Consider the following 11,989-nt stretch of genomic DNA (forward strand, 5'->3'; position numbering starts at 1 on the left):
TCTAGTAGCGCCAGCGCCAGGCGGCGAGGACGTCCTCCGGCTCGCGCTCGGCCGCCCAGGCCCCGTCCGCGCGCCGGACCGCGAGGAACGCCCCGAGCCGCTCGGCGCCCAGGGCCTCGGTGATGCGGGGGTTCGCGAGCAGCGCGGCCTCCTGGTCGGCCTGGGTGGTGGGCAGCTTCTCGACGCCCGCGGCGACCCGCTCCTTCTTCTTCCAGGTGCCGGGGTCGGCCGCGATCGGGGACGGCGGGACGAGGTTCTCCTCGACGCCGGCCACGCCGGAGGTCAGCAGCGCGGTGAGGGCGAGGTACGGGTTCGCCGAGGCGTCGGAGACCTTGAGCTCGACGTTGGCGTGGTCGGCGCCGAGCAGCGGCGAGCCCACGACGTAGCGGACGGGGGCCTCGCGGTTCTCGATGCCCCAGAAGCCGTAGGCGCCCGCGAAGAAGCCCGGCCGCAGCCGCGCCATGGAGCCGATCGAGGGCGCGGTGACGGCGGCGAGCGCCGGCAGGTCGCGCAGGAGGCCCGCGATGTAGCCGCTGCCGGCCGTCCCGGGCCCCTCGGGGCCGCCGGCGAGCAGGTTGACGCCGTCGCGCCACAGCGAACTGTGGACGTGCCAGCCGTTGCCCGCGAGCTGCAGCGAGGGCAGCGGCGCGAAGCTGATGCGCAGCCCATGGCGCGCGGCGGCGGCCAGGACGGTCTGGCGGGCCAGGAGCTGCTCGTCGGCGGCCCGGACGGGGTCGGTGGCGCCGAGCGAGAGCTCGACCTGCCCCGGCCCGTACTCGGCGTGGAACTGCCCGATGCGCAGCCCGTTGGCCTCGGCGTCGCGCAGGACGTCGGTGGCGAACGCGTCGATCTCGAGCAGGCCGTGCGGGCTGTACGCCGGGCCCCGGTAGGCGGGCACCACCGCGCCGTCGGGGCTCGGGGCGGAGACCGCGAACTCCATCTCGTAGCCGACCAGCGCGGTGTAGCCGCGCTCGGCGAGCCCGTCGACCGTCGCCGCCAGCAGGGAGCGCTGGTCCCACGGCCACGGCGAGCCGTCCACGTCGACCTGCGTGCCCGGGGCCCACGCCATGCCCGGCTGGCCGGCGAGCGGCGTCAGGCGGTCGAGGTCGGGCACCAGGCGCACGTCGCCCGACGGCGTCTCGCGGCCCGGCGCGCCGTACTGGATGCCGTCATTCGTGTCGAAGATCGCGAACACGGTGCTCACGCCGATGCCGGTCTCGGCGACCTCGGGCAGCGACGCGAGCGGCACCGTCCGGGAGCGCGGGATGCCGTTGTTGTCGCACCACACGACGGTGACGCCGGCGACGCCCACGCCCCGCAGCTGTTCGACGAGCTCGCTCGCCCGCTCCGCCGTGTCGCCCACCGCAGTCTCCTGTCACCGTCCCGGTGTGGTGGCCACAGGCTAGTGGGCGACCCCGACGGTCCCGCCGTGACCGGCGGGGGCAGCCGGGAGCGGCGGGGCCCCGTCACCACTCGTCGCTCGAGATCGACTCACCAACGGGTGGTTGTCGCCCCTACCCCGGAACGAACGGTTCTCCACCTCCGATGAGCGGTTCGTGACGGATGACAAAGCGGCGCGTGAACACGAGCGGTCGCGGGCAGCGTCTGACACAGTGGAGGGACGGTCGCATGACCGGATCTCGCGGGCCCGGGACGAGAGTCACGGACCCCGACGGAGGGAGATGACGATGCCCGGCACCCTGACCCGGCCAGAACTCACCGCCTCGGACCGCTGCGACCGCTGCGGTGCAGCGGCCAAGGTCCGCGCCGTACTGCCCTCCGGTGGAGAACTCCTCTTCTGCGGGCACCACGCCCGGGCCCACGAGGCCAAGTTGAAGGAGCTGTCGGTGGACGTCCAGGCCGGTGAGAGCGCATGACGGCCAGCTGACCAGCGACTTCTTCGCAGAAGACCACAGCCGCAGATCGAGACCACGACGGGCGAGGACCTCAGGGTCCTCGCCCGTCGTCGTGTGCGGGGTCGGACGTCGTGCTCCTGCCCGCCGCCGGCGGGCTCCCCGACCGGCACGGGCGGCGCGCTCGGCCGCGATCATGCGGTCCGCTCCGAGGCCGGGGGGAACCGGGCGTCCGGTCCGCGTTCCCGGTCCAGCTGCTTCGCACCGCGCCCGCCTCGCCCGCACCGTCGGGCCCGTCGGCATCGTGACGCTCCGGTGAACAGCATGACGGCGGGATGTCGGACGGCGACGACCGCGACAGCGCCCGCTCACCACGGAGTGTGATGTGCACCACAGGTTAAAGATCAGACACTCTGCGTAGAGATCAGCGCCAGGACCGCAGCGTGGCGATGCGCTCCTCGATCTGCTCGAGCGAGGCCATGGGCGTCGCGGGCCCCCCGCAGTACTTCCGCAGATCGCCGTGGATCGCCCCGTGCGGCTTGCCCGTGCGGTGGTGGTGCGCGGCGACGAGGGCGTTGAGCTCGCGCCGGAGCTCCTTGAGCCGCTCGGCCACGCCGACGTCGCGGCGGAACTCGCGGACCGGCGACGGGGACGGCTCCGGGGCCGCCGTCGCGGGCGCGGCCGACTCCTCCTCGCGGTCGAGCTGCTCGCTCTGGCGACGCCGCAGGAGCGCCCGCACCTGATCGGGCTCGAGGAGCCCGGGCAGCCCGAGGTAGTCCTGCTCCTCGGCCGAGCCCGCGCCGGCCGCGGTGCCGAAGGACGACCCGTCGTAGATCAGCTGGTCGAGCTCGGCCTCGGCGGACAGCGACTCGAACGCCTTCTCCTGCTCGCCCGGCTCGTCCTCCGTGCGGTTGGCCGCCTCGAGGAGGTCGTCCTCCCAGCCCTCCTTCGGCCGGTGGGGCTGGCCGAGCACGTGGTCGCGCTGCACCTCGAGCTCGCTGGCCAGCGTGAGCAGCGACGGCACGCTCGGGAGGAAGACGCTCGCGGTCTCCCCCGGCCGCCGCGACCGGACGAAGCGGCCGACGGCCTGCGCGAAGAACAGCGGCGTCGAGGCGCTGGTGGCGTAGACGCCGACGGCCAGCCGCGGGACGTCGACGCCCTCGGACACCATGCGGACGGCGACGAGCCAGCGCTCGTTGGTGCGCCCGAACTCCGCGATGCGCCCGGAGGCCTTCGGGTCGTCCGAGAGCACGACGACGGGCTCCTCGCCCGCGATGCGGCGCAGCAGCGCGGCGTAGGCCTTGGCCGTGGTGTGGTCGGTGGCGATGACGAGCCCGCCGGCGTCCGGGACGCCCCCGCCGCGCAGCTGCGTCAGGCGGGTGTCGGCGGCCTGGAGGACGGCCGGCATCCACTCGCCCTTGGGGTCGAGCGCGGTCTTCCAGGCGCGGGCGTTCTGCTCGGCGGTGAGGGGCTCGCCGAGACGGGCGGTCATTTCCTCGCCCGCGCTGGTGCGCCAGCTCGCCTGGCCCGAGTACGCGAGGAAGACGACCGGGCGGACGACCCCGTCGGCCAGCGCGTCGGCGTAGCCGTAGGAGTGGTCGGCCCGCGAGCGCAGCACCCCCACGCTGTCGGGCTCGTAGGCGATGAACGGGATCGGGTTGTCGTCGGACCGGAAGGGTGTCCCGGTCAGCGCCAGCCGGCGCGTCGCGCCCGCGAACGCCTCGCGCGTCGCCTCGCCCCAGGACTTGGCGTCGCCCGCGTGGTGGATCTCGTCGAAGATCACCAGGGTGCGACGGCCCTCGGTGCGGTTCATGTGCAGCACGGGGTGCGCGGCGACCTGCGCGTACGTGACGGCGACACCACGGAAGTCGGTCGAGGTGCGCCCGACGGCGTTGGAGAACTCGGGGTCGATCGCGAGGCCCGCGGCACCGGCGGCCTCGGCCCACTGGTGCTTGAGGTGCTCGGTGGGACAGACGATCGTCACCGTGTCGACGGAGCGGTCGCCGAGCAGCTCGGCCGCCACCCTCAGCGCGAACGTGGTCTTGCCCGCGCCGGGCGTCGCGACGGCCAGGAAGTCCTTCGGGCGGTCGGTGAGGTACCGGGTCAGCGCACGGCGCTGCCAGGTGCGCAGCGGCCGTGCCGCTGCCGTCTCCGTACTGGTCGGGCTACCGGTCGTACGGGTGGTCAAGGGCCCTCCGGGCAGACGTCGGACGGGGACGACGGCGGCCCGGTTCCCGGGCGGCCGTCGGAGAGGTCCGCCAGCGACCTACTCGCCGTCGTCGCCGGGCCGCATCTTGCTGAAGATCTCCTTGCAGGCCGGGCAGACGGGCGAGCCCGGCTTGGGCGAGCGCGTGACCGGGAAGGTCTCGCCGCAGAGGGCCACCACCATCGACCCGGTGACCGCCGACTCGGCGACCTTGTTCTTCCGGACGTAGTGGAACATCTTCGGGTCGTCGTCACCCGTGCGGTCGGTCCCCTGGGGCCGGGTGTCGGGAAGCACGGTGGTCTGGCTCATGGCTCCATGATGCCCCACGACCCCGACGGTGGGGGCACGCCGGGAGGCCCGTCGTGCGGAGTCCCCGGACGCCCGGGGTGGATCGCACCGAACGGCACCCACACCGCCGACCGGGCTGTCAAGGTGAGCGCACCCGTCCCCGATCGAGGAGGAGCGCTCATGGCCGAGCCGGCCCGGTCGGCCCATCCCCTCGGTCGCCCCGGCGTGGCGCGTCCGTTCGCCCGGCCGCCCGCCCCCTGGCCGTCCGCGGTGCCGTCCGCGGTGTCGTTCGACGGGTTGGCCGGCGAGCTGCCCGACGGCCCGGGGTCGCGGCGCGAGGCCGTCCACGCCTTCGTCGCCGAGCACCGCGCGCGCCTGCTCCGCCTGGGCCTGCACCTCCTCGTGGCCGCGCTGCCGCTGCTCGCGATCTCCGCGCACGTGTTCGGGATCGCCCCGATGAACGTGACGGCCGGCCTGCTCGTGGTGCCGTTGACGCTGGTCACCCTGCTGCTCGGCGTGTTCTCCCCGTCCGGCGAGGAGCGGCTGCTGCTCTCCGGGGCGATGTGGGGGGTGCTGGCGACGCTGGTCTACGACGCGGTGCGGCTGGACACCGTCTACCTGCTGGGCTGGTGGGGCGACTTCATCCCGCGCGTGGGCACCTGGATCCTCGGCTCCGGTTCCGCCGCCGACGCCGGGTCCCCTGTGGTCGGCGCGGTCGTGGGCTACCTGTGGCGCTACGTCGGCGACGGCGGCGGCATCGGAATCGCGTTCTTCGTGCTCGTCGCCGCCACCGGGCTGCGCCGGTGGGGCGACCGCGCCACCGTCGCGGCGTCGGTGACGTTCGCGGTCTTCCCCGTGTGGACGGGCCTCGTCGCCACGGTGGCGCTGGCCCCGCGCGGGCAGCAGCAGATGTTCCCGCTGACGCCGGCCACCGTGCTCCTCTCGCTCGTCGGGCACCTCGTGTTCGGCCTCGTGCTGGGGCTGGGGTGCGCCCGCTGCCGCCGCCTCGAGGAGTACTGGCCCTGGACACCGCTGCTCGACCTACGGCGGGGTGCCTCGGCGGGGCCGGTGCCGGTCCGGCCCGCACGGGCTGACGGCTGGGGTCCGCCGGCCCTCGTCACCACCGGTGGCGACGACCCGGAGCGCACCGAGATCCGCCCCCTCGCCCCGCCGCAGCCCGCCGGCGCGCGCCGGGGTGGCGCACGTCCACGCCCGCTCGATGCGGCCTCGGGGCCGGTGCGTGTGCTCGACATGCCGCCCGGCCCGGCACCCGCGGTCCGCGCCGGGCCGGGGCCCCGGTCGGGACCCTGGTCCGGGCCCGTGCCGATCGCCCGGCAGGCCCGCCCCGGCACGGGCCCGTGGCCGCACCCCGCGCCACCGGGCGCCGACCCCTGGTCGGGCCCGGTCCGGTCTCGCGCCACGAGTTCCGCGAAACCGCCACCGGGCCGCACGGGCCGCGGCTAGCGTCCGCGACGCGGAGGCCGGGGTGTCGGACGGAGGGTCATGAGCGGGTCGCGGTGGGGGCGCTCGCCCCGGGTGCGGCGGGGCGCGCAGGCGCGAGCTGAGGCGGGCGCGGAGACGCCCGCGAGCCCGTGGGACGCGCTCGAGCGCCCCGCCCGCGGTCCGCGCCGTGTCCCCGTGCTCCTGCTCGCCGTGCTCGCCGTCGCGGGCCTGGTGATCGGCGTGGCGGCCGGCGCCGGGACGCCGCTCGTCTCCCACGGGGGCCTGGTCGCGATCGCGGAGGACGACGAGGGCTCCGGCGACTCCGGGTCCGGGACGGGCTCCGAGGAGGACTCGGGCTCTGGTCCCGGCGGTGGTTCCGATCAGGAGGAGGGCGGGCAGGACGAGGAGCAGGGCGGCGGGGACCAGGGCGGTGCGGGTCAGGGCGGTGATGACGCCGGCGGGGAGGACGCCGGCGGGGAGGACGCCGAGCAGTTCCCCAACCGCGACAAGGCGGGCCGCCCCGGCGCCGAGGAGTTCGTGGACATCCAGAACGTCCGCTCGGTGGGCCGACGCGGCGCGGGCGGCGTCTTCTCCGGCGGCAGCTACAGCATCCGGTGCGCGATGAGCGCGCACCACAACTCGGACAACTTCATCATCGCCCCGGGCGTGCGCAACGGCGCCCAGCACACCCACGACTACGCCGGCAACGAGGGCACCAACTTCGCCTCGGAGGACGAGACGCTCGAGGAGTCCTCCACGACGTGCACGAACGGCGACCGCTCCCCCATCTTCTGGCCGGTGCTGCGCGATCTCCGCGGCGTCGGGCCGGACGTCGGGGCCGACGGGGGCAGCCTCGACGGCAACGTGGGGTCGTTCATCGAGCCGTCCTCGGTCGACTACACGTTCCACGGACACGGCACCCGGCGCACCGAGGCCATGCCGCTGAACATCGCGCTGGTCACGGGGTCGGCCAAGGCGGCCACCACCGGCGGCGAGGGCAGCAACGCCAAGTTCACCTGCACCGGGTCCGGCCGGCGCATGACCGACCTCTACCCGATGTGCCCCGAGGGGTCGTCGCTGCAGCGCGTCTACGACTTCCCGAGCTGCTGGAACGGCCAGGACCTGGACTCGGAGGACCACGCCACCCACATCCAGTACCCCGACGAGAGCGGCGAGTGCGAGGAGGACCTCATCCCCGTGCCGGCGCTGCGGATCACGGTGACCTACGAGGACCCGCCGCCCAGGCGTCAGTTCGCCATCGACAGCTTCCCCGAGCAGCGCCACAACCCGATCACCGACCACGCGCTGCTGGAGTACCTGTCCTCCGAGCGCCGCGCCGAGGAGGGCGCGGACTGCATCAACAGCGCGCGGCGCTGCGTCCAGGGTCCCGCCGAGGACGCCGCGGCCGCGGGGTCCACCGACATCGCCGATCAGGTCCCGCGATCACGGACGTTCGTGCACGCCCTCGCCACCCACGCGAACGCCCACCAGCCGCGCCCCGCGGTCCCGGCACACGACGGCACCGCACACGACGGCACCGCACACGACGGCACCGCGCACGACGACACCGCGCACGACGACACGGCATCGGGCCCCCGGCACGCCGCGCCGGAGCAACGCCCGTCCGCGCCGCGCCTCCCGGCTCCCGCCGGCGGGCTGGGGCCGCTGCCGGGTGTCACGCCCCTGCCGCGCAGCGCCCCCCAGATCGCGCCCCTGCCCACCCCGGTCGTGCGGGGTGCCTGACGCGGGTCGGGGCATCACCGGCCGGACGTCACCGTCCGGAACGCGCCGGGCGAGGTCAGCCCCCGGTGCCCGTGCGCGGTGGCTCGTGGGCCGGGCCGTCCTGCTGGGACTGGCGGGGCCACTCGGCGCGCTGGTCGAGCACCTCGGCGGCCTCGATGATCTGCGCGTCCGGCACGCTGTCGAGCTCGCGGTGGCTCTTGCGGTAGCGATTGGCCTTCTCGGCCTTCTTCGGCGGGCGGTCGTTCGCGATGAGCACCGCGACCCACGGCAGCGGCACCGACAGCACGATGAACGCGACCGCGACCCACGGCCACTGGAAGGCGATGCCGAAGACCCCGGCGAGGATGAGGCACGGGATGCGGCACGCCATGATCAGCGAATAGCGCTTCTTGCGCGCCGCGAACTCCTCGTCGTACGAGACCTGGGCCTGAGTGATCAGGATCGGCCCGTCGTCGTCCTGACGTCGGTTCACACTCGTCGCCTCCTCGGCACCGCTCTTGCGCGGATGCCCGCACCCATCAGACTCAACCCTGGGCGCCCCGGGCGCCACCCGGGGGTGCTCAGGAGGGCGCGTCGGCCTTCGCGGCCTTGGCCGCCTTCTTCTGCGCCTGCTTGAACTCGCGCACCTCGCCGAGCGTGACGGGGTCGACCACGTCGGCGATCGAGCGGCGCGAGCCGTCGTCGCCGTAGGAGCCCGCGGCCTCCCGCCAGCCCTCGGGGCGCACATCGCACTGCTTGCCGAGCAGCGCCGTGAAGATCTGCGCCTTCTGCTTGCCGAAGCCGGGCAGCGACTGCAGGTTCGCCAGCACCGTGCGGCCGTCGGCGGCGTCGGTCCACAGGCGTTCGACCTCGCCACCCCAGTCGGCGACGATCGTCCGGCACAGCGCCTGCACGCGCTCGGCCATCGAGCGCGGGTAGCGGTGCAGCGCCGGCGGGCCGGTGAACGCGGCGACGAGGGCCTCGGTGTCGTACTCGGCGACCCCGGCGGCCGTGAGCGGGCCGCCGAGGCGCTCGGTGAGCATGGCGGGCGAGGCGAACGCGCGCTCCATCGGGAACTGCTGGTCGAGCAGCATGCCGATCAGCAGCGCGAGCGGGTTCGAGCTCAGGACCGCGTCGGCGTCGGCGTCCTGCGCGAGGGTCAGGTCGGGCACCGGGTCAGCGTCCCAGATTCTTCGCGAGCACGGCGAACCTGAAGTCGCCGTCCCGCGGCTCGCCCACGCCCTCCGCGCCGTAGGGGAACGGGCGGCTCTCCCCCGTCCGCGCGTAGCCCCGGCGCTCGTACCAGGCGATGAGCTCCTCGCGGCGGTCGATGACGAGCATCTCCATGACCGTCGCGCCCCGCTCGCGGGCGTGGTCCTCGGCCGCGGCGAGGAGTGCCGACCCGACGCCCCCGCCCTGGAGACCGGGCCGCACCGCGAACAGGCCGAACGACGCCGTCGACGCGCCGGCCTCGTGCGTGACGGCGGCGCAGCCGAGCAGGTCGCCGGCGACGAGCACGGACATCGACGGGTCGGCCACGTCGGCGGCCAGCAGCTCGCGGGTGGTGCGCGGGCCGTCGATGAGGTCGGCCTCGGACGTCCAGCCCTCGCGGCCCGACGGACCCCGGTAGGCGCTGTGGACGAGGGCGAGCAGGGAGTCCACGTCGGCGGCCTCGGCGACGCGGATGGTGAGCGGAGCGGTCACGGGCGCCCAGTGTGCCGGGCCGACCCGGCCCCGGTCGACTCGAGCTGATCCAGTCCTCGCGCGGTGTCGACGGGCCGGCGGGCGATCACCGGCAGGCCGCGGGCCCACAACCGGATGCCCCGGCGCCGGATGGCCGCCGACACGCGCAGCGTCACCGCCGGGTGCCGCAGGACGGCGGCGAGCACCGTGCGCGCCGTGACGGGTTGCCGCCGGCCGCGCAGCGTGGCGACGAACGCCGTCCCGCCCTCGCGGCGCAGCACGATCGTCGCCGAGAGCGTCTCCCCCGGCTCCGGCACGCGCATCCAGTACTCGCCGTCGACGGGGAAGAACGGCGAGACGTAGAAGTCCTTGTCGACGCGGGCGCGGCCCGCCTCCGGGTCGTCGGAGACGTCGAGCAGGTAGTGGTGGCGCCCGCCGTAGGTGTTGTGCACCTCGGCGACGACGGCGACGAGCGCGCCGTCGGCGTCGCGGCACCAGTAGAGCGTGATCGGATTGAACACCCACCCGAGCACGCGGGCGTGGGCGAGCATGAGGACCCGCGCAGGCCGCTCCACGCCCCGCGCGGCGAGGAACGCGTCGAGGTTCTCGCGGATCGTGCGGTCGGGGTGCCCGAGGTGGTCGGCGGCCCGGAACCGCGCGAACGGCCGCAACGGCGCGGGCAGGCGGGGCAGGTCGTCGAGGTCGACGAGCCACAGGTAGAGCCGGTGGGTGAAGGCGTCGTCGAGGCCCTCGCGGCGCTGGTGCCCGACCTCGGCTTCGTAGAGCCCGCTCACCACGTCACGCCGAGGGCGGCGGCGGCGCGCACCCCCGAGGCGCAGCCGTCCTCGTGGAAGCCCCAGCCGTGGTACGCGCCCGCGAAGGCGATCCGGTCGTCGTTCAGACCCGGCAGCCGGTGCTGCGCCGCGACCGACTCCGGGGTGTAGGCGGGGTGCTCGTAGTCCATGCGCGCGATGACCTTCGACGGGTCGATCCGGTCGGTCGCGTTGAGGGTGACGACGTAGGTCTCCATGCCGGGCAACCGCATCAGACGGGTCATGTCGTAGCTGACCAGCACCTTCGACTCCCCCGGCACGCGCAGCAGGTTCCACGACGCCCGGGCCCCCTCGGCGCGCGGGAGCACCGAGGTGTCGGTGTGCAGCACGGTCTCGTTGGGCGAGTAGCGGAAGGCCCCGAGCACCGAGACCTGCTCGGCGGTCGGCGCGAAGAGCAGGCGCACCGCGTCCGGGGCGTGGGTGGCGACGACGACGCGGTCGAAGCGGCGCTCGACGTCCGCGTCGTCGCGGACGCGGACCTCGTCCCCGCTGCGCACGATCGCCCGGACCGGCGTCGACACCTCCACCGCCGACAGGCCCTTCGCGGCCCGCTCGACGTAGGTGCGCGAGCCGCCGACGACGGTGCGCCAGCGGTGCGAGCCGCCGATCGAGAGCATCCCGTGGTTCGCGAGGAACGTGAACAGGTAGCGCGCCGGGTACTGCCGCGAGAGCTCCGGCCCCGACGACCAGACCGCGGACACCACGGGCACCGCGAAGGTCTCGACGAAGTACGGCGAGTAGCCGCCGGCGTCGAGGAACTCGCCGAACGTGATGTCCTCGGCGAGCGGCGACGTCCCGTCCACCACCGCGCGGGCCTGGCGGTGGAAGCGCAGGACCTCGCCGAGCATCCGCAGGTAGCGGGGGTTGGCGACGTTGCGCGGCTGGGCGAACAGGCCCGTGATCCCCCGGGCGCCGGCGTACTCGAGGCCGGTGGCCTCGTCGCGCACGCTCATGCTCATCTCGGAGTCCTGCGTCGCGACCCCGAGCTCGGCGAACAGCCGCAGCAGGTTCGGGTAGGTGACGTCGTTGTGGACGATGAACCCGGAGTCGACCGCGACGGTGTCGAGCTCGTGGGTGTGCGCGTGCCCGCCGAGACGGCCCTCCGCCTCGAACAGGGTGACGTCGTACCGCCGCTGGAGCAGGTAGGCCGCGGTGAGTCCCGAGACCCCCGCACCGACGACCGCGACCCGCTCCCGCATGCCTGCTCCTCACCCGAATCCCTACGGATTCTCCAGGGGGACCTCCAGTCCGTCCGGGTCCCCTGCCGCCATCGCTTTCGCGACGGGCTCGGTGAACGGTTCGAGTCCGAGGGCTCCGAGGGCGAAGTGTGTGACGAGGTCGTGCCAGTCGGACGCACGGCGCAGCATCGTGTGGCCGTCGCCGAGGACGTCGAAGCGGGCGACGCGATCGGAGATGGTCGCCACCCGGCCGGCGAACCACCGGGAGGCCTGCGGGGAGGTCATCCGCTCGCGGTCGCCGTGGGCGATCAGCACCGTCCGGCCCGCGAGGTGCTCCCAGGGCTCGTCGCGCTCGATCCACGGCGCCAGCCCGGCGACGCCGACCACGCCCTCGTCGCCGCCGACGCGCAGCGCGGTGCGGCCGCCCATCGAGTGCCCGACCAGCACGACGGGCACGTCGCCGTGACGCTGCCGCAGGTCGTGCAGGGCCCAGCGGGCATCCTGCACGGGGTCGAGGTCGGGGGCGTTCCAGCCGCGGTAGCGGTAGCGCAGCAGGCCGACGTCCACCCCGCGGCGGGCTCCGGCGGCTGCGAGGCTCCGCGCGAACGGCACCATCCGCAGGTAGGGCAGCCGCAGGCCGTCGGCGGCCTCCCGGTTGTCCGGGCTCCCGCCGTGGAGGACCACGACGGCCCCGGTGACGGGACGCCGGGTGGCGGGGCGGACGCGGTCGAGGCGCGGGAGCGTCACGTCTCCATCCTGCGGCCTGCGGCGTGGGGATGCGGT

12 protein-coding genes are annotated in these 11,989 nt (G+C 74.7%); 3 read left to right on the top strand and 9 right to left on the bottom strand.

Features of this window, described 5'->3' with window-relative positions:
• Position 1: 1 nt before the first annotated feature.
• A complete protein-coding gene (locus tag OG774_RS09535; protein ID WP_328308864.1) occupies positions 2 to 1,363 on the bottom strand; it encodes a glutamine synthetase family protein in 1,362 nt (453 codons plus the stop codon).
• Between the two features lie 319 nt (positions 1,364 to 1,682).
• Here OG774_RS09535 and OG774_RS09540 point away from each other — a divergent pair, with 319 nt between their 5' ends.
• Positions 1,683 to 1,877, top strand: coding sequence for a DUF7455 domain-containing protein (locus OG774_RS09540; RefSeq protein WP_274189263.1), 195 nt, complete (start codon positions 1,683 to 1,685; stop codon positions 1,875 to 1,877).
• A 400-nt stretch (positions 1,878 to 2,277) separates the two neighbouring features.
• Here OG774_RS09540 and OG774_RS09545 read toward each other — a convergent pair whose 3' ends face one another.
• Together OG774_RS09545 and OG774_RS09550 are read right to left on the bottom strand one after the other, a co-directional pair.
• Entirely contained in the window at positions 2,278 to 4,041 is a 1,764-nt protein-coding gene (locus OG774_RS09545; protein ID WP_328308866.1) for a DEAD/DEAH box helicase, read from the bottom strand.
• Between the two features lie 78 nt (positions 4,042 to 4,119).
• The gene (locus OG774_RS09550) at positions 4,120 to 4,368 is read right to left on the bottom strand and encodes a DUF3039 domain-containing protein (RefSeq protein ID WP_328308869.1); all 249 of its coding nucleotides are present in this window, start codon (positions 4,366 to 4,368) and stop codon (positions 4,120 to 4,122) included.
• A gap of 159 nt (positions 4,369 to 4,527) precedes the next feature.
• Here OG774_RS09550 and OG774_RS09555 point away from each other — a divergent pair, with 159 nt between their 5' ends.
• On the top strand, positions 4,528 to 5,811 hold the full coding sequence (locus tag OG774_RS09555) for a hypothetical protein (protein ID WP_328308871.1): 1,284 nt from the start codon (positions 4,528 to 4,530) through the stop codon (positions 5,809 to 5,811).
• 39 nt (positions 5,812 to 5,850) lie between these two features.
• Positions 5,851 to 7,533 carry a DUF1996 domain-containing protein gene (locus OG774_RS09560; RefSeq protein ID WP_328308873.1) on the top strand — a complete coding sequence of 561 codons (1,683 nt, stop codon included), beginning with the start codon at positions 5,851 to 5,853 and terminating at the stop codon, positions 7,531 to 7,533.
• Positions 7,534 to 7,588: 55 nt separating this feature from the next.
• On the opposite strand, the gene OG774_RS09565 is transcribed toward OG774_RS09560, so the two are convergent.
• From OG774_RS09565 to OG774_RS09590, 6 genes are all read right to left on the bottom strand, one after another.
• The gene (locus OG774_RS09565; RefSeq protein ID WP_328308875.1) at positions 7,589 to 8,005 is read right to left on the bottom strand and encodes a DUF3099 domain-containing protein; all 417 of its coding nucleotides are present in this window, start codon (positions 8,003 to 8,005) and stop codon (positions 7,589 to 7,591) included.
• A gap of 88 nt (positions 8,006 to 8,093) precedes the next feature.
• Positions 8,094 to 8,684 carry an HhH-GPD-type base excision DNA repair protein gene (locus OG774_RS09570; protein WP_328308878.1) on the bottom strand — a complete coding sequence of 197 codons (591 nt, stop codon included), beginning with the start codon at positions 8,682 to 8,684 and terminating at the stop codon, positions 8,094 to 8,096.
• Positions 8,685 to 8,688: 4 nt separating this feature from the next.
• On the bottom strand, positions 8,689 to 9,216 hold the full coding sequence (locus OG774_RS09575; RefSeq protein WP_328308880.1) for a GNAT family N-acetyltransferase: 528 nt from the start codon (positions 9,214 to 9,216) through the stop codon (positions 8,689 to 8,691).
• Positions 9,213 to 9,989, bottom strand: a complete 777-nt coding sequence (locus tag OG774_RS09580) for a DUF1365 domain-containing protein (protein WP_328308882.1) — start codon at positions 9,987 to 9,989, stop codon at positions 9,213 to 9,215. Before OG774_RS09580 ends, OG774_RS09575 begins: the two co-directional genes overlap by 4 nt.
• A complete protein-coding gene (locus OG774_RS09585) occupies positions 9,986 to 11,227 on the bottom strand; it encodes an NAD(P)/FAD-dependent oxidoreductase (RefSeq protein WP_328308883.1) in 1,242 nt (413 codons plus the stop codon). Before OG774_RS09585 ends, OG774_RS09580 begins: the two co-directional genes overlap by 4 nt.
• A 21-nt stretch (positions 11,228 to 11,248) precedes the next feature.
• Positions 11,249 to 11,953 carry an alpha/beta fold hydrolase gene (locus OG774_RS09590; RefSeq protein ID WP_328308884.1) on the bottom strand — a complete coding sequence of 235 codons (705 nt, stop codon included), beginning with the start codon at positions 11,951 to 11,953 and terminating at the stop codon, positions 11,249 to 11,251.
• Positions 11,954 to 11,989 lie beyond the last annotated feature (36 nt).

Origin of the sequence: Actinomycetospora sp. NBC_00405 (assembly GCF_036044095.1) — a bacterium.
GTDB lineage: Bacteria > Actinomycetota > Actinomycetes > Mycobacteriales > Pseudonocardiaceae > Actinomycetospora > Actinomycetospora callitridis.